Origin of the sequence: Thiobacillus sp. (assembly GCF_013693775.1) — a bacterium.
In the GTDB taxonomy this organism is placed as follows: domain Bacteria; phylum Pseudomonadota; class Gammaproteobacteria; order Burkholderiales; family Thiobacillaceae; genus Thiobacillus.
This window is the reverse complement of sequence record NZ_CP059257.1, coordinates 2,657,563-2,675,927: the sequence shown is the minus strand read 5'-3', so window position 1 is coordinate 2,675,927 and position 18,365 is coordinate 2,657,563. Positions and strand designations below refer to the sequence as shown.

The following is an 18,365-nucleotide window of genomic DNA, read 5'->3' as shown; positions in this document are numbered from 1 at the left end:
TGTGCGCATGGCGTTCATCTCACGTTGACGGAGTCAAACATGTTACGTCCCGCCCTCCTGGCGGCCGCGCTGGCGGCCGCCTGTCCGGCCCATGCCGACGATGCCGATCTCGCCGCCCTGCGCGCCGAAGTCCAGAAAATGAAAACCGATTACGAAACCCGTATCCAGACGCTGGAAGCGCGGCTTGCCCGTGCCGAAGCGACTGCCGCCGCCAATGCCGTCCAGCCCGCCGTCCCTGCGCAAGACGCGGCCAGCTCGGCACCCAGCAACCCGGGAGCCTTCAATCCCGAAATTTCGCTCATCCTGCAGGGCGGGTATGCCCATCTGAAGGACCTCCCCGCACGCCGCATCACGGGCTTCCTGCCTGACGGCACGGCGCCCGCTACCTCGCGCGGCTTCTCGGTCGACGACAGCGAACTGGTCCTGTCCTCCAATATCGATCCGTATTTCCGTGGCTATTTCAATGCCACGCTGAACGACGGCACGGTCGGCGTGGAAGAAGCCTGGTTCCAGACTCTGGCGCTGGGCCAGGGCCTGACCGTGAAGGGTGGCCGCTTCCGTTCCGGCATCGGCTACCAGAACGAACAACATCCGCATGCCTGGGATTTCGCCACCAACAACCTGATGTACGAAGCCCTGTTCGGCGAAGGCTATGGCAACGACGGCCTGCAGCTTCGGTGGGTGGCACCGACCGACCTCTTCACCGAACTGGGCGCCGAAATCGGGCGCGGGGCAAACTTCCCCGGCACCGACCGCAATACGAACGGCATCGGCAACTACGCGCTGTATGGCCATGTCGGCGGCGACGTGGGCGATTCGCACAGCTGGCGCGGCGGCGTGTCGTATCTATCGACCCGTGCCGACGCGCGTACCGGCAAACTCGCCGACTTTGCCGGTAACGACGTCAACACCGTCTTCACCGGCGACAGCAAGACCTGGCTTGCGGATTTCGTCTGGAAGTGGGCACCGCGAGGCAATTCCACCATCCACAACTTCAAGTTTGCCGCCGAGGCGTTCCGCCGCGAGGAAAGCGGCAGCCTCGACTGTATAGGCACATCGCTGTGTGGGGCCGGTGCTTACCAAGCCACCCAGTACGGTGGCTACGCGCAGGGCGTGTACCAGTTCATGCAGCACTGGCGCGCCGGCTATCGCTACGATCTGCTCGACCCGGGCTCGCGTGATTTCGGCCTCAACAACGCCAAGCTGCCGAACTCCGATTACAAACCGACCCGCCATTCGCTGATGGTCGATTACTCGCCTTCGGAGTTCTCTCGCTGGCGCCTGCAATACACGAAAGACAAGGCCACTGAAGGACAGGACGAGAACCAGTGGTACGTGCAGTACATCTTCAGTCTCGGCACGCATGGCGCGCACTCTTTTAAAGGAAATCCCGATGAAAGCATTCCGTTTATTCGCCATCCTCGTCGCGGCCTGGCCGGTCTTCGCCCATGCCGCGCTCAATGTTTTTGCCTGCGAGCCTGAATGGGGCGCACTGGCCACCGAACTCGGCGGCGACGCCGTCAAGGTCTATACCGCCACCACGGCCTTCCAGGACCCGCACCACATCGAGGCGCGCCCCAGCCTGATCGCGCAGATGCGGCGCGCCGAGCTTGCCGTCTGCACCGGCGCCGAACTCGAGATCGGCTGGCTGCCGGTGCTGCTGCGGCAGGCGGGCAACGCCGCGACCCAGCCGGGGCAGCCGGGCTATTTCGAGGCGGCACGACAGGTCGCGCTGCTGGAAAAGCCGGCTATCCTCGACCGCGCCCAGGGCGACATCCACGCTGCGGGCAATCCGCATATCCAGACCGATCCGCGCAACATCGCGCGCGTGGCGCAGGTGCTCGGCGCACGCCTGGCCGAGATCGATCCGGCCCACGCCGCCGTGTACAAGACGCGGCTGGCGGATTTCAACACGCGCTGGAATGCGGTAATGGCCCGCTGGCAGGCGCAGGCCGCCCCGCTGAAGGGCATGCCCATCGCCGTGCAGCACGAGGGCTTCNCCTATCTGGAGAACTGGCTGGGGCTGAAACAAGTGGCCGTGCTGGAACCCAAACCTGGTGTCGCACCGTCGATCGGCCATCTGGCAGAAATCGTCGCGCAACTGAAAACCACGCCCGCCAAGGTCGTCATCCGGGCCGCCTACCAGGACCCGCGCCCGTCGGAATGGCTGGCCGAGCACGCCGGGATCCCGGCCGTCGCGATGCCGTTCACCGTTGGCGGATCGGACCGGGCCAAGGATCTCTTTGGCCTGTTCGACGACAGCGTCGCGCAATTGCTGAAGGTCGCACGATGAACTGGGCCGCACTCGACCCGGGGCTGCTCGGCTGGCCGTTCGTCGCCGGCCTGCTCGTTCTTGCCACGCATGTCCCGCTGGGGCGGCGGGTCCTGGCGCGCGGAATCATCTTCCTCGATCTCGCCATTGCCCAGATCGCCGTGCTCGGTGTCATTGCCGCCCACACCCTGGGCTGGGAAACCCAGGGCTGGCAGACCCAGCTGGCGGCGGCGGCGGCGGCACTGGCCGGCGCCGCGTTTCTGGCGTGGTGTGAATCGCGCTGGCCCGATATCCAGGAAGCGCTGATCGGCTCATCTTTCGCCGTCGCGGCGAGCCTGGCCGTGCTGCTGCTGTCGGGCGATCCGCATGGCGGAGAGCACCTGAACGAGCTGCTGGCCGGACAGATCCTCTGGGTCGGGCCGCCCCAGCTGGCCCAGATCGCGGTGGTCTACGCGTTGCTGCTCGGTTTCTGGCGGCTGCGGGGCCTACGCCTCGGACGGATGGGCTTTTACCTGATCTTTGCGCTCGCCATCACCGCCTCGGTACAGCTCGTCGGTGTCTATCTGGTATTTGCCAGCCTGATCCTGCCCGCGCTGGCAGTACGCGGCTGGCCGCCGCGGGCGGGATTGCTGATCGGCTGGGGACTCGGCGCGCTGGCCTACGCAGCCGGACTGGCGGCATCGGCGCTCTTCGACTGGCCTGCCGGTCCGGCGATCGTCATGGCACTTGCCGCGGTTGCCTTGCTTGGCGGCGGGTTATTGCGGTTGCCGGGACGGGGCGACAGCGCTAGTATCCATCACTGACTCTGACCCGCGCACGCATACTCTGTGGCTCTTCCGTTTTTCAAGAAAGGTAAGGACAAGGCGCCCGCGCCCAAGCAGGCGCCTGTCTCCGCACCTGTCGAACCGCACCCCACCGAAACCTTGCTGACCATGGACATGGGGGCCAGCGGCATCGTGGTGGAGGAATCCAGCGGTGCACCCCAGTCGGCGGTAGACGAAGCGGCCATCATGTATGCCAGCGGCCAGACCGACATGGCGGAGCGTCTGCTGAAGGACATCCTGGGCGGCGGCGATCGCCGCGCCTGGCACATGCTGTTTGACCTCTATTGCATCCAGCGCCGCGAGAAGGAATTCGAGCAACTGGCGCTCGATTATGCGATGCGCTTCGAAACCTCGCCACCTGTCTGGCAGAAAATGGGGAGCAACGGCGCGGCTGGCGCACCCCAGCAGGCCGAAGCGGCCAGTCTGGAACTGCCGGGACTGCTCGACAGGAAAGCGGCGGCCACCCTGCGCGAAGGTATCGCCGGTACCGACAAGAAGGCCGTGGTGCGGATCGACTTTTCCCGCATCGAGATGGTCGATGAAAGCGGTGCGAACGAATGCGCCCAGATATTGAGCGCGGCCCGCAAAGCCAAGCGCAAACTCCAGGTTAGCGGCGTTGACCGCCTGATCGCCCTGCTGCAGGATCTCAATCGCGCCACCCACAGCCGCGCCGTACACTGGCTGTTGCTGCTGGAGCTCTACCAGATACTCGGCCAGCAGGACAATTTCGAAGACCTGGCCGTTGACTATGCCGTCCGCTTCGAGGTCTCGCCGCCTTCCTGGAGCGAAGGGCAGGCAGCCGAGGTGGTCCAAGCCCCACCTCCCGAACCGGTAGACGACGCCTTGCGGCTGGCCGGCGAGATCACCCCGGCCAACGATAGCGCCCTGCAACAGTTCGGCAGCTATGCCGCCACGCATAACGACGTGCTGGTCGACCTGACCCAGGTGACCCGGGTCGACTACGGCAGCGTCAGCCAGTTCATCAGCGTGCTGATGCAATGCCTGGGCAGCGGCAAGGCCATCACCCTGCGCGGCCACAATGCACTCATTCATGAACTTTTCCGCGTCATGGGTATCGATCAGCTGGCGCAACTCATTCCGCACCACCCGGACTGACCCCTTCCGCCGGTGCAGGCTGTCGACCCCTGCCCACGTATAATTTCCGACACTTGAACCGAGCCGCGAAAGACGCCATCCCGGACAGCCCTATCCATCCGCTTGCGTCTTCCACGGTTCACCGTCTTTTCAGGAAGCTTCCCGCACATGAAACAGTATCGCGGCACCACCATCCTCTCCGTTCGCCGGGGCGCCGACGTCGCCCTTGGCGGCGACGGCCAGGTCACGCTTGGCAACATCGTCATCAAATCCACCGCACGCAAGATACGGCGGCTATACCAGGATAAAGTCCTGGCCGGGTTCGCCGGCGGCACCGCCGATGCCTTCACCCTGTTCGAGCGTTTCGAAGCCAAGCTCGACAAGCATTCCGGCCACCTGCTGCGCAGCGCGGTCGAGCTCGCCAAGGACTGGCGTACCGATCGCATGCTACGCCGGCTGGAGGCCATGCTGGCGGTCGCCGACCGCGAGCACTCGCTCATCATCACCGGCAACGGCGACGTGCTGGAACCCGAGCTCGGCATCGCCGCCATCGGCTCCGGCGGCGCCTTCGCCCAGTCCGCCGCAGTGGCGCTGCTGCAGAACACCGACCTGCCCCCGCTTGAAATCGTGAAGAAGAGCCTCACCATTGCAGGGGATATTTGCATCTACTCGAACCAGAATCACGTCATCGAAACCCTGTGAGCCCCCGCTCACCGCTTACCGCTCCCCGCCCATGACTCCCAAAGAAATCGTCCACGAACTCGACAAGCACATCGTCGGCCAGGCCGCCGCCAAGCGCGCGGTCGCAGTCGCGCTTCGCAACCGCTGGCGGCGCCAGCAGGTCGACGAACCGCTGCGCCAGGAAATCACGCCGAAGAACATCCTCATGATTGGTCCGACCGGTGTCGGCAAGACTGAGATCGCCCGCCGCCTGGCGCGCCTCGCCAATGCGCCTTTCATCAAGATCGAGGCGACCAAGTTCACCGAAGTCGGCTATGTCGGCCGCGATGTCGACACCATCATCCGCGACCTGATGGAAACCGCAGTCAAGCAGATGCGCGAACAGGCCACGTCCAAGGTGCAGTTCCGCGCCGAAGAGTCTGCCGAGGAACGCATCCTCGACGCGCTCTTGCCGCCGCCCCGCAGCGTCGGCTTCGGCGAAGCCGAGCAGCCGCAACGCGAGGAAGGCACGGCGCGCCAACGCTTCCGCAAAATGCTGCGCGAAGGCCAGCTCGACGACAAGGAAATCGAGATCGAAGTCGCCGCAGCCAATCCCAGCATGGAAATCTTCACCCCGCCGGGGATGGAAGACCTGTCGCAGCAACTGCAGGGCATGTTCCAGAACCTCGGGCAAGGCCGCCGGCAGAACCGCAAGCTGAAAGTACGCGAGGCGATGAAGCTGCTGACCGAAGAAGAGGCCGGGCGGCTGATCAACGACGAGGAAACCAAGCAGCAGGCGCTCGAAGCCGTCGAGCAGCACGGCATCGTGTTTNTGGATGAAATAGACAAGATCGCCACCCGCAGCGACGCCCACGGCAGCGACGTGTCGCGCCAGGGCGTACAGCGCGACCTGCTGCCGCTGATCGAGGGCACCACGGTCTCGACCAAGTACGGCATGGTGAAGACCGACCACATCCTGTTCATCGCCAGCGGCGCGTTCCATCTGTCCAAACCGTCCGACCTCATCCCCGAGTTGCAGGGACGGTTGCCGATCCGCGTCGAGCTGCAGGCACTGTCGGTGGAGGACTTCGAGCGCATCCTGACCGCCACCGATGCCTGTCTGACCCGGCAATACGAAGCCCTGCTGGCGACCGAAGGCGTGGCGCTCAGGTTCACCGACGACGGCATCCGCCGCATCGCCGAGATTGCCTTCGAGGTCAACGAGCGCACCGAGAACATCGGCGCCCGCCGCCTGCACACGGTGATGGAAAAACTGCTGGAGGATATTTCCTTCGACGCCGGCACCACCACGGGCGAATACGTGGTCGACGCCGACGCCGTCACCACCCGGCTGGCCGCCCTGGCCGCCCGCGAGGACCTCGCGCGCTACGTCCTGTAACGCGTGGCCCAGGCACACCCTGCACTTTGCAACCCTGTTAACGCCCTGAATACATGAATCCCGAAGACCGCCAGCCCGTTGCTACGCGCAACAAGCTTCTCTCCACCCTCCTGTTCGGCAGCCGCTGGCTGCAGGTCNCCCTCTATCTCGGCCTGATCGGCGCTCAGCTCGTCTACGTCGTGCATTTCATGATCGAACTGGAGCATCTCGTCGTCGGCACCTTCACGCTCACCGAGGAGAAGATCATGCTCATCGTGCTGGGTCTGATCGACGTGGTGATGATCTCCAACCTGCTCATCATGGTCATCGTCGGCGGCTACGAGACCTTCGTCTCCCGCCTCAACCTCGAAGGCCATCCCGACGAGCCCGAGTGGCTGTCTCACGTCAACGCCAACGTCCTCAAGGTCAAGCTTGCCACCGCCATCATCGGCATCTCGTCGATCCATCTGCTGAAGACCTTCATCAACGCCCCCAACCTGGATGACAAGGTCCTGCTGTGGCAGACGGTTATCCACATGGCATTCATCGTGTCGGCGGTGTCGATCGCGTATATCGACAAGCTGATGCCGCAGACGGCAAGGCATTGACCTCGGGGCGCGGCCACGCCGGCAGGGCCTGATGCCGCCGCTAATGCCTCCATCGACATTACTTATTTGGCTGTCCACCCCCGCAGGCGGAAAATTGCCCGGTTAAGTTACGTTTATCTGGAGACACCCCTTATGGCCACCCGCGACACTCTCACCCCCAAAGAAGCCCAATGCAGCGGCGGCGCCGATTACGCGGCGCTCGCGCTGGAAGCCCTGCAGGAACCCGCCGACGCGGCCTACGCCAAGGAGCTGATGGACCGCGTGGCGGACGACTGCCAGTTCACCAAGGATCTGGCTGCCTGCGCCATCGTCTACAAGGAACTGGGCGAACAAAGCCGCGCCGAGGAGCTGCTGCAGACTGCCGAGGACTACTGCATGAGCGGCGAGGAGCAGATCGCGCTGGCCGAGGCCAAGTTCAAGGTGCTGGGCGACAAGGCGGCCGCGGTGGGCGCGTATGAGAAGGCGCTGAAGGAAACCAACAACCTCGACCCGCTGATCGACCTGGCGAAGAACGTGATGAGCGTCATCGCCGACGGCGCGTTTGCCAAGAAGATACTGGAAAAGGCCGAAGCAAAAATTTCCCGCGCGGTCGAATACAGCAAACTGGCAGCGGCCTCGGCCGAGCATCTGCTCGACAAGGATTACGCCGCGGCGATCTTCAACAAGGCCGGCGAGAAGCTTTCCAGCGTGCCCGACCTGCTGTCGCTGGCCGGCGAGGTCACCAAGACGCTGGGCGACCCGGCGCGCGCCAAGGCCTTGTATGAGCGTGCCCTGGCTGGCGCCACCGACTTCGGCGCCGCCAAGACGCTGATCGAGTCGGCCAAGCAGGCGGGCGACACGGCATTCATGCAGTCTGCCCTGAAANAGGCGGGGGACTTGGCGAACGCCACCGGCGACTACATCGAGCTCGCCGAAGGTTTGGCCGGCGTGGGCGACAAGCCGGGTGCGGCGGCCCTGCTCGACAAGGCCGAAGACGCCGTGGCCGGACTGGACGAAATGCAGAAACTCGTGGCCGCGGTGGAAGCACATCTGGCCGACGATGCCGAACGCCTCGCCCGCGTGAAAATCAAGCTGGAGAAGCGCCAGGCCAACCACGCACGCTATATGGAGTTCCAGCAGCTGGAAAAGGAAGCCGCCAGCGTCAAGCAATTCCTCGCCCTGGCCGACCGCGTCCGGCTGGAACTGGAAGACCCGTTCTACGCCGCCAAGCTGATCGAGGCAGCCGAGACCCTGCTCGACGGGACCGGCTATCAGTTCTCGCGCTACAAGCCCATCATGCTGGCGGTAGACAAGAATCTGGACGACACCGACTGGCTCTCCCGCCTGCTCGACCGCGCCGCGGAAAACGCCACCGACTTCATCGCGTTCAAGGATTTGGTGGTCACCGCCGCGCATCTGCATCACCGCGAACTGGGTGTCTCCAAGGCACGCGCCTACCTCGCCGCGCGCGAAACTGCACTGGCGGCGGACCCGAATGCCACGGTCTACGATACCGCCAAACTTGCCGAGGCGAGCTTCGCCGCGACGCAGGATGCAACCGAGGCAGGCCGCCTGCTCGAGGCCGCACGCGCGCAAGCCAAGGATCACTTCGCGCTCACCCACATCGGCCGCTTGTATGCATCCATGGGCAACAGCGCCCGGGCCGATGAACTCTATGCAGCCGCTGCGGCCGCCTGCCCGAATGGCGACGCCTGCATTCAGTTCATCGATCGCCTGAAGGGATTCGCACTCCCGGCCGAGACGCTGAAANAATGGTATGCCCAATGCGGTGCCCACTTGAGCAAGCCTGCCGACAAGCTGCGCTGGGCCGAAGGCATTGCCGACGCACTCAACGACAAGGCCTGGGCAACCGAGGTGTATGGCCAGCTTGCGGGACAATTCAGCGGCGCCGATGCCGCGCGCTTCGAGCTTTCCNGCCGCTCGCGCGCCGACCTGAATTTCTTCGGCGTCACCCGCCGCCACTAGTCCGCCGGCCGGCCGGCGGACCGGGTCACGCTGGCCACCTGCAATACCCCTGAAAACAGCCCGGTTACATGGGCTGTTTTTATTTGTACACTCCAGATAAAGCTGTCTTCAGGAGTGCGTCATGCTTGAACTTTCTGCTCTTATCGACACGGTGCAGAAAAATTGCACCATCGCCGACGCCCGCCACGCGCGCGACATGACGATGTGTACTTTTCTGCTGGAAATGCGCGAGTACTATCGTTGGGAAATGGAAATTCCCTATGGCGCGCGCCTGCCCAAGGACGAACTCGGCGACTGGCTGAATGCACGCGAAAGCCTGTGGGATACAGTGGAAGAAGAAGATTTCGCCNCCCTACCGCTGAACGAAGCCGGCATCGACCCGTTCGAGGCCGACGACATCAACCGCGCGCTGATCCCGCAGGGGCTGGTCTACAGCAGCGGCCTGGGGCACTTCCGCAAGCCGCATTTCGTGCTGGCCGAGCTCAAGCGCGCCGAGGTCCGTGATGGCGTGCAGGTGCTGGTCGCCGGCTGCGAATATGCGCGCGATCTGATCGCCNCCNCTGCCGCCATGCGGGACGGCGCCATCTTCCTACGCATGGACGCGGTGCGCCGCCTGCTGTGGAACAAGTACGAAGAATGGCAGTGGAAGGAAAAGGACACGGCGCTGGGCCGCGCGTTTGCCCACTACGACTTCGAACGCGACACCGAGCACGGCCTCGATCGCATGGCCGAGGCGGAGAGCGAGGCGATGATTCTCCACGAGATCGGCGAGGCGCGCGCGGAATCACTGCTGGGCGAGGACTGGAATGCGATGCTCGGCCACCTCAGTTCGCGGCATGCCGAACTGCTGGCGCGTGCTGTGCGCGACCATCTGGCCGACTGCCTGATCACGCTGCCGACGCTGCTCGAACGCGAAGCCATCGGTTCGCTGCATTTCTACCTGGCGAATCTATCCGGGCTGCGCCGCGCCCTGTTCCCGGCACTCCCGCGGGCATACGAAGCCTGGCTCGGCAACGGCGACACCGCCAGCCTGACCTCAATGGTGAAGGCGGCTGAATCCCACTGGCTGGATGCCGCCCGCCTGCTAACGACGACCTACCATCACGATCCGGCGCAAGGCAACGCGCAGCTCAACGCGCTGGCCAGCGGCGATCTCGCCGGCCTCCGCCTCTAGGCGAAAAAACGGGCGCCAGGCGCGCCCGTTTTCTAGCACCCTGCTGTTATGCCGGCACAGCGGCTTCCTGGCCAAGCTGCTCGGCAATGGAGTCGAGCAACTGCTGCTCCTGATACGGTTTGCCCAGGTACACGTTGACGCCGATTTCCATCGCACGGTTGCGGTGCTTGTCCGCCGTCCGCGAGGTAATCATGATGATCGGTACCGACTTCAGGCGTGCATCGCTACGCATGACGCGCGCCAGCTCGAAACCGTCCATGCGCGGCATCTCGGCGTCGAGCAGGACCACGTCAGGGATCAGGTCGTGCATCTTTTCCAGCGCATCGACGCCATCCTTCGCGCTGTCGACGCGGAAGCCTTCGCGGGTGAGGAGGCGCGTGGTGATCTTGCGCACGGTGAGTGAATCGTCGACCACCAGCACCAGCGGCGGCTGCAGGGCGGTGCTGACTTCCACAGCCTCGGCAGGCGCCGTGCGTTCCGCTGCGCCGCGCGGCAAACTGGCCCAACGCAATGCCAGCGGCACCGGGTTGAGGATCAAGATCACGCGTCCGTCGCCGCGTACGGTAGCGCCCGCGACACCAGTAATGCGCGCCATCTGTGGGCCAATGTTCTTGACCACGATTTCGCGCGTGCCTTCGATCGCGTCGAGCAGCACGGCTGCCTGGCTGGAGCCGCTTTTCAGCAGCACCACCGGGTTGTAGCGCTGCACCTCGTGCACCGCCTCGGTATCGCCCAGCAGATGCGGCAGATAGGAGAACGGATAACGCGCACCGCGCCACGTCAGTTCGCCGGCTGCCATGGCCTGCTCCAGATCATGCGGCTTGAGTTCCAGCACCTGCTGCACCAAGGGAGCCGGCAGTGCGTAATCGTGCTTGGCGGCCTGGATCATCACCGCCTGCGTCATCGCCAGGGTGAGCGGCAGATAGATGTTGAAAGCCGTACCCGCGCCGGGCGTGGAGGTGATGTCGATACGGCCGCCCAGCGCGGAGATTTCGCTCTTGACGACGTCCATGCCGACACCGCGCCCGGCAACCTGACTGACGGTTTCGGCGGTGGAGAAGCCGGCGGCAAAAATCATCTGCGCCAGCAGCGACTCGGTCGGCTCGACCCCNGGCAACAGCAGGCCGCTGGCCTCCGCCTTTTCACGGATACGCGCATAGTTGAGGCCGGCGCCATCGTCCTTCACGGTCAGCATCATTTCGTTGCCGGTCTGGCGCGCCGACAACACGATCTCGCCAAACTCGGCCTTGCCCGCCGCCCGGCGCACCTCGGGATCTTCAATGCCGTGCGCCAGCGCATTGCGCAGCAAGTGCTCCAGCGGCGCGGTCACCTTCTCCAGCACCGAGCGGTCAATTTCGAGTTCGCCGCCCTGGATGTCAAGCTGGGCGCGCTTGTCGACGTCGCGCGCGGTCTGGCGCACGGTCCGATACAGGCGCTCGGCCACTGAATACAGCGGCACCATGCGGACTCGCAGCAGATCCTGCTGCAGTTCGCGGTTCAGCCGCGTCTGCTGGATCAGCGCGGCATCCGCCTCACCCAGGCGGGCCAAGAGGATATGTTGCACCGTGGAGATGTCGTTCACGCTTTCGGCGAGGAAACGGGTGACTTCCTGGAAACGGGTGAAACGGTCGAACTCCAGCGGGTCGAACTCCTCGGCCGCGCCCTGCGTCTGGAACGTCGCCTGCATCTGCGACTCGGCCTGGATCTCGACTTCGCGGATGTGGCCACGCAGGCGCACCAGCGCTTCCGACAATTCGTTGACGTGACGCTTGAACGCAAATACTTCGCTTTCGATACGTGAACGTGCGATCGCCACTTCGCCAGCCTGGTTGACCATGCGGTCGACCCAGTCGGCCCGCACACGCAGCGTCAGGGCATTGCTTTCGCGCGTGACCGGTGTCGCAGGCGCAAGCGGGTCGGCCGTTGCGGCAGCCGCAGGATCGGCCCGACCCAGCACCGGTTCGACCGGTGCTTCCAGCGGGACGGGCGCGTCCTCGAGTGCCGGCGCAAGATCGCCCTGCTTCAGGCGTTCCACGGCATCGGCCAGCCGATCGAGCTGGGTTTCCAGCGTATCGAACACGTCGTGGCTAGCTGCCAGATGGCCCTCGATCACGGCGATCACGCGCGATTCCATCACGTGGGTCAGTTCGCCCAGGCGCATCGCACCGACCATGCGCGCACTGCCCTTGATGGTATGCAGGTTGCGGCGGAGCGCGTCGCGCGGGCCTGTGCCGGCGGGCGCCTCTTTCCACGCACGAAGTTGCGCGCTGGTATCCGGCACCAGCGTATCGGCTTCCTCAAGGAAGATCGGCAGCAGCTGCTGGTCGATTTCATCGGCTACTTCACGCCGTTCGAATACCGGTGCCGGAGCCGTAGGTTTGATGTCAGGGACCAGCGCACTGATATCCGGCAGGGCGGGCGTCGTTTCGGCTTGAACGGTGGCGGCCGGCTCGGCAACGCGCTCCGGCTCGACCGGCGCGTCCTGTTCCTGGCTCTCGGCGGACGGCACGTTCACCTCGCCCGTTTCCTCATGGGCTGTAGCGGACACCGCGTCCGACATCAACGATGTCTGTTCATCCTCCAGTTCGCCCAACGTTGCGATCAGGTCGTTTGCCGCATCGGGCAGGTGTCCCCTCTCGATACTTGCGATCATCTCGTGCAGACGTGCAACGGTATCCTGGACCAGTGAGAGATGCGAAGTCGGGATGGGCACATGCACGAAGCGGTTCCAATACTGCTCGAAGGCATGCGACAGATCCGACAGGGCAGTGATGCCGGCAGTCCCTGCAATGCCACCCAGCGTGTGGATCGCGCGTCGCGCATGCTCGCTGACCGAACTGTGTTCGGCTTCGGCGTGACGCTCGGCCTCTTCCGTCAGCACGGCCAGCCGTTGGTGGGCTTCGGTCATGAAAATTTCGTAAAGCCCGGCGGAGAGGCAAACCGGCCCGATGCAGATTTCGTCCGGCATGGGCAGCTCCGCAGGGAGCGCCTCATCGAGCGGGGCAGAATGCTCTTGTACGGCGGTAGGTGGTTCTGCCAGGGTTTCGTCCGGCGAAGCCATTTCTTCCTGGATGGACAGATCGCTGGCCACTGCGGGGGCAACCGCATATTCAATGATCGCGCCAACGTTCAGCGCAGGCAGTTCAACACGGACTACTTCGGCTTCAGGCTGGACATCGTCCACCATGATCGGTGCAGCATCGGCACGCACTTCGCAGCCTGCCTGTTCGATCAACTCGACTGGCGTGTCAGCGGTAGCGGCCTCGGCATCATCCGTCGCACCATTTTCCAGTGCGGCGACAGCGTCCTCTTGCTCGACCGCTGACAAGGCCAGCCAATCGCTTTCCGCTTCAGCATCGGCCGCAACGTCCATGTCGATTGAGGCCGTCGCCTCGCCTTCCGGCACAGCTGTCGTTTCTTCAGTTTCCCCTACCGTCCCGGTTTCAGCCAAAAACTCGGCTTCTGCAACCGTTTCATGCCTGCCCGGCGCATTCGCAGCCGGCGCTTCGACAACCTGCTCGGGCGGCGCAGCAACCGGAACGGGCGTCACATCCAGAGCTTGTCCCTGTGCTACACGATCGACCGCCGCCAGCAAGGCTGAAACCGGCAAGCTCGCAGATTGATTTTTCTGCAGGGCGTTCACCCAGTCCTGGAAGACCCCGCGTGCACGTCCTACCAGGCGCAACAAGTCGCCACTGGCTGGCTTGTTCTCGGCCAGCCAGCCGTTCATCAACTGCTCGTGACGCCACGCGGTTTCGCCCAGTTCGTCCAGGCCCACCATGCGCCCACTACCTTTCAACGTGTGGAAGCCACGGCGGATGACGGTCAGGGCAGCCTGGTCGTCGGGATTGGCCTGGCAGGCTTCGCCGGCTTCGCCCATGGCCGCCAGCACCTCGTTGGCTTCCTCTAGGAAGATCTCCAGCAGTTCCGCTTCGGATCCTTCGGGAATCATAACGTGAAGCAGGGTTTCACCGAGTGCATCATCGCCAGGCGAACCGGTTTCCGCCACTGAGGCTGGCTCGGCTGCAGCCACGGCCGACGGCTGTACCGTTTCGATGATTGCAGCGTATGCGAACACGGCTGCTTCGTCGGCTTGCGCCTCAGTCGGCACGCCATTGTCGAACACGTCATCCGTACGCAGATCAATCGCCGGCAGTGTCGTTTCCGTCTCGCCTTCAAGCGCCACTGGCATGTCGATCGCAACCCGTTCGGGCAGCGGCAGGCCGGTCAGGACGGCCACATCGGCATCGAGTGCCAGCGGGGCTTCCATCGCATCGCGACAGGCATCGAGCGCCGCACGGGTCTGCTGTTTCAGCGTGGCGTCATCGATCAGTTCGGCGTCGCGGCTGAGTTCGGTCAGGGCATCAAGGAATTTTTTTGTGGCGTCGTCGGGTTGATCGCGCCACTCAAGATAATTTTCCTGGACTTCGGTTTTGCGAGCGGGCAAGCCTGATTCGACGGTGTCGTCGAATGCGCTGTCTTCAACGCTACCTGGATCGATCACGCCGAACTCGATCAGCACGGGTCGCAGGATTCTGGCGGCGTCGGCACGGCCGGCGCAGTAGGATTCGATATACAGACCGAGGCTGGAGAATGCATCGGCCAGGCGTTGCTGGGTCGCTTCGTCAGGGTAGCCTTCCTTGGCAAACGCTTGTACCGTCGCGGTCGCCGCACCCAGCAGACCTGCAGCGTCGGGCAATTCCAGCATGGTCAACGCACCCTGCGCCTGCTGTGCCAGCGCGGGGACGCCCGCCAGCGCCTCGCGTTCGCCCGCGTCGCGGAAGAAGGCGTCCAGTGCGTCTTCCATCTGCTTCAGATTCTGACCAACTTCCTGCGCCATATGCACCAGCATGTCGCGCTCGGCTTCGCGCTGGCTATTGGCATCCACGACGACAGCCGGCATCTCCCGACCTTCGATCAGGGCCAGTAGACGCGCCTGCTGGCCTTCCGCGCGAACCGCAAAATCACTGTGCAGTACGTCTTCCTGATCGACGGCGTTCTGCATGAACAGCAGCGTGGCTGCGATCTCCAGATCCATCTGCTCGCGTGCATCGCCCTCGCGCGCGGCCCGTGCGGCAGCGGCGGCGGCCAATTCGTCCAGCAGGGGTTTCAGCTTGCTGTCTTCCAACGCCTGAGCCTGCGGCATCATGCGTTCGAGGTGTGTCTGGAACTGCGGCAACTGGCCAGCGTCGCCTTCCACATAGGCGTGCCAGCTATCGCGCGCCGCCTTGAGACTTGCCTGCAGGGCATCCAGGACCGGGCGCATGCGTGCCAGTGCCTCAGGATCGAGCATGCCACGGCCGGGCAGGTAGCGATCGAGGCCAAACGTCGCCCGGACTTCGGCAGCGCGCCCATCCAGGGTCTGGCTTTTNGCCACGAAAAACAAGGCATCGCGCAGCAGGCGTTCGGCCACTTGCGGCGAGCCTTCCATGAGGCGACGCATCTGCAGGTCGACACGGGCCAGCAGCTGCTTGACATGGAAATCGGCCTCGACCCCGTGCGCGATCAGGCTGTCGACAAAACCGACGCAGGCCCACCAGAACGTTTGCGAGGCTTGCGACGGTGCAATGCGTTCGATCGCGGCCAGCGAATCGCGCATCCGCTTCAATCCCTGCTCGGCCTCGACATTGCGCAGGAAGGCCAGCAGGCCGCGCTGGAACAGGCCGCGCGCAGTCTTGACTTCCGCTGCCAGCATCTCCTGCGTCATGGCATCGTTGGCCGCCTTGGCATGCGCCCGCGTGCGCAGGTCAGGGAAAAACAGCTCGCCTTCGAATACCCGCTCCGCGCCTTGCAACTCGCGCAGACGCTTGTAGAGGGGGAACAGTGCCAGTTCGCCGCTGCCACGCCCGTCAGCCAGGTCCTTGACCCAGCGCTGCAGGCCTTCGATGGCATTGCGCAAGGCGCGCAGCACCTCGTCGTTCGCCTGCAGGCGATTTTCGTTGACGTCGCCCAGCGCGGATTCGAGCGCACTCGCCAGCGTGGCCGCGCCTTCGAGGCCCACCATGCGGAGCGCGCCGGTAACCTGGTGCGCGTCGTCGGCTGCCAGGCGCAGGGCATTGGTGAGATCGGCATCCACGCTGTAGGCCTGCACGCGGCCGAGGGCGGCTTGCAGGGCGGCGTCGATGTCTCCGCGCACCCAGTTCAACGGGCCGGTATCGTAATCGAGTAAGGCGCTCATGGTGTGTGTTCCTGACGTTGTATGCTTAGCCTGAGGTCGCTGACTGCTTGTCTATGCGTTCAGTCCAATCAGGCGAGCTTGAAGCCTGCAACCGAATTCTTGAGATCCTGTGCCAGCTGCTTCATGCCGCCGATCGACTCGGCGGTCTGCTGCGTACCGCTGCTGGTCTGCGCCGAAATGGATTTGATGTCCTGCATGGTTTCGGCCACCTTGGCAGTCGATTCGGCCTGGCTCTGAGTGGCCGAGGAAATGTCGGCGATCAGCCCGGCCAGCTTCTTCGACACATCGCCGATCTCGGCCAGCGTCTGGCCTGCGGCGTCGGACAACTTGGCGCCCTCGACCACGCCCTGGGTCGACACTTCCATCGCCGCCACCGTATCGTGGGTGTCGGACTGAATGGTCTTCACGATCGCGGCAATCTGCTTGGTCGCATCGGCCGAACGTTCCGCCAGCCGCTGCACTTCTTCCGCCACCACCGAGAAACCGCGGCCGGCTTCGCCCGCGGATGCGGCCTGGATGGCGGCGTTGAGCGCCAACACGTTGGTCTGTTCGGTAATGTCGGAAATCAGTTCGACGATTTCGCCAATTTCCTGCGAGGATTCGCCGAGACGTTTGATTCGCTTCGAGGTTTCCTGGATCTGTTCGCGCAGGCCGTTCATGCTGGCAATGGCGTTGGCCACCGCCTGCTGGCCCTTCTCGGCGGCAGCCAGCGATTGTTCGGCCACGCGGGCAGACTCGGCAGCGTTGCCCGACACCTGCTGCACCGACTGCGCCAGGCTCACCACCGCAGCCGAGGTCCCTTCGATTTCCACGGTCTGACGGCGCGCTGCCTGCTGCAGCGAATCGGACACCTGGCCCGCCTGGCTGGCTGCCTGGTCCATCTGTTGCGCGGCATTGTTGATTCCGCGCACTAGGGTACGCAATTCCTCGACCGTGTAGTTGATCGAGTCGGCCACCGCGCCGGTGATGTCTTCGGTCACGCTGGCGTTGATGGTGAGGTTGCCTTCGGCCAGTTCGCCCAGTTCGTCCATCAGACGCAGGATCGCCTCCTGGTTTCGGCCGTTCTCTTCTTCGCTTCTGCGCGCCCGCGACTTGGTCTCGTTGATATTGACCAACCCCAGCATCACCAACGAACCGATCGCCAGTAGGCCGAACAGTGCGGCCAACAGATAGCCGGCACCCCCGACGGACTGATAGTCCTTCGACAGCTGATCGGTATTCGCCAACAACGTGTCGCTGCCGGTGAACAGGTTCTTGGCCGACACCTTGGCCTGCAGCAGCGGCTGCGTATTGGCCAGCACAGAGCCGACCACCTCGACCATGTCACCCATGTTGCTGCCGAGGTCTTCCAGCGTCGCCATGCTGTTCTCGTTGCGGCTGGCCCCGCCTGCCATCAAGGCCTGCACGGTATCGCGGAACGACGTCGTGTCTTTCTCCAACTGCATCACCACGGCAGGGTCGATCAACTCGGCCGACAGCAGCAGGTTGGCATTTTTCGGCAGACGCTGGCTCAACATGACCAGATGGTTGGCGCGCGACACTTCGCGCACGCTGGCACCGGAATCGGCCAGCTGGCTGGCGAGCTGCTCGGCCACTTTCTGCAAGTCGACGCTCAGGTCGTTAATGCGTTTGATGCTGACGCTCGTCGCCACCAGGTTTTTCTGCTGCGACAGGATCTGTGTGACCTGCGGATTGAACGTCTTCCATTGCGCCTCGATCTTCTCCAGCGTCGCGCGCGCCGCACCCGTGGACGCAGGTACGGTATCGTCGCCTTCGGTCAAGCCCTTCAGCGTTGCCTCGAACGAGGCCTTACCCGCTGCCAGTTTCTTGAAAGCCGCAGTATTACCCAGGACAGACTGCTGGGCGGTCAGCGGCAGGCGCTGCGACAACACTTTCAGCTCGCCCGCGCGCGTTTCATAACCGGTTCGGTTGTCGAGCTGGAGCGAACTGTAGATGGTGAAACCGGCTGCCAACAACAGGGAGATGATCAGGGTACCGCCGGTATAGAGATATTGCTTTTCGACGGGCAGGCTGCCGATCAAGGGTGCCTTGCCAGGTTCCTTGTCCGCCAGCTTGCGCACGGTTTGCATGATCAGGGTGGTGTGTTCGGTTCCGGCTTTGCCCGCAGCCTTGCCCGTCATACGGCCCGCCAGCCCTTTGAGACCATTCATCGTGATTGCCATGTTCATCGCTCCAGTCCTTCCACTGTAT

11 protein-coding genes are annotated in these 18,365 nt (G+C 64.0%); 9 read left to right on the top strand and 2 right to left on the bottom strand.

Annotated features, from left to right (window positions below; all coding sequences use genetic code 11):
- Window positions 1–39: 39 nt before the first annotated feature.
- The 9 genes from HZY77_RS13160 (at window position 40) to HZY77_RS13120 (ending at window position 9,976) form a co-directional block, all read left to right on the top strand.
- A complete protein-coding gene (locus HZY77_RS13160) occupies window positions 40–1,482 on the top strand; it encodes a TonB-dependent receptor (RefSeq protein WP_296815559.1) in 1,443 nt (480 codons plus the stop codon).
- Window positions 1,394–2,293, top strand: coding sequence for a zinc ABC transporter substrate-binding protein (locus HZY77_RS13155; protein WP_296815556.1), 900 nt, complete (start codon window positions 1,394–1,396; stop codon window positions 2,291–2,293). The genes HZY77_RS13160 and HZY77_RS13155 overlap by 89 nt, the downstream gene beginning before the upstream one ends.
- On the top strand, window positions 2,290–3,075 hold the full coding sequence (locus HZY77_RS13150) for a metal ABC transporter permease (RefSeq protein WP_296815552.1): 786 nt from the start codon (window positions 2,290–2,292) through the stop codon (window positions 3,073–3,075). The genes HZY77_RS13155 and HZY77_RS13150 overlap by 4 nt, the downstream gene beginning before the upstream one ends.
- Window positions 3,076–3,099: 24 nt before the next feature.
- Complete coding sequence (locus HZY77_RS13145) at window positions 3,100–4,212, top strand: STAS domain-containing protein (RefSeq protein WP_296815548.1); 1,113 nt, start codon at window positions 3,100–3,102, stop codon at window positions 4,210–4,212.
- A gap of 147 nt (window positions 4,213–4,359) precedes the next feature.
- The gene (gene hslV / locus HZY77_RS13140; protein WP_296815545.1) at window positions 4,360–4,893 is read left to right on the top strand and encodes an ATP-dependent protease subunit HslV; all 534 of its coding nucleotides are present in this window, start codon (window positions 4,360–4,362) and stop codon (window positions 4,891–4,893) included.
- Between the two features lie 31 nt (window positions 4,894–4,924).
- Entirely contained in the window at window positions 4,925–6,250 is a 1,326-nt protein-coding gene (gene hslU / locus HZY77_RS13135; protein ID WP_296815542.1) for an ATP-dependent protease ATPase subunit HslU, read from the top strand.
- 53 nt (window positions 6,251–6,303) lie between these two features.
- Entirely contained in the window at window positions 6,304–6,837 is a 534-nt protein-coding gene (locus HZY77_RS13130) for a TIGR00645 family protein (RefSeq protein ID WP_296815539.1), read from the top strand.
- A 132-nt stretch (window positions 6,838–6,969) separates the two neighbouring features.
- On the top strand, window positions 6,970–8,802 hold the full coding sequence (locus HZY77_RS13125; RefSeq protein ID WP_296815536.1) for a hypothetical protein: 1,833 nt from the start codon (window positions 6,970–6,972) through the stop codon (window positions 8,800–8,802).
- 121 nt (window positions 8,803–8,923) lie between these two features.
- A complete protein-coding gene (locus tag HZY77_RS13120) occupies window positions 8,924–9,976 on the top strand; it encodes an Sfum_1244 family protein (RefSeq protein WP_296815533.1) in 1,053 nt (350 codons plus the stop codon).
- 46 nt (window positions 9,977–10,022) lie between these two features.
- On the opposite strand, the gene HZY77_RS13115 is transcribed toward HZY77_RS13120, so the two are convergent.
- Together HZY77_RS13115 and HZY77_RS13110 are read right to left on the bottom strand one after the other, a co-directional pair.
- Complete coding sequence (locus HZY77_RS13115) at window positions 10,023–16,154, bottom strand: Hpt domain-containing protein (RefSeq protein ID WP_296815530.1); 6,132 nt, start codon at window positions 16,152–16,154, stop codon at window positions 10,023–10,025.
- 68 nt (window positions 16,155–16,222) lie between these two features.
- Window positions 16,223–18,343: a methyl-accepting chemotaxis protein gene (locus HZY77_RS13110; protein WP_296815527.1), complete on the bottom strand. Its 2,121-nt coding sequence runs from the start codon at window positions 18,341–18,343 to the stop codon at window positions 16,223–16,225.
- Window positions 18,344–18,365: the final 22 nt, after the last annotated feature.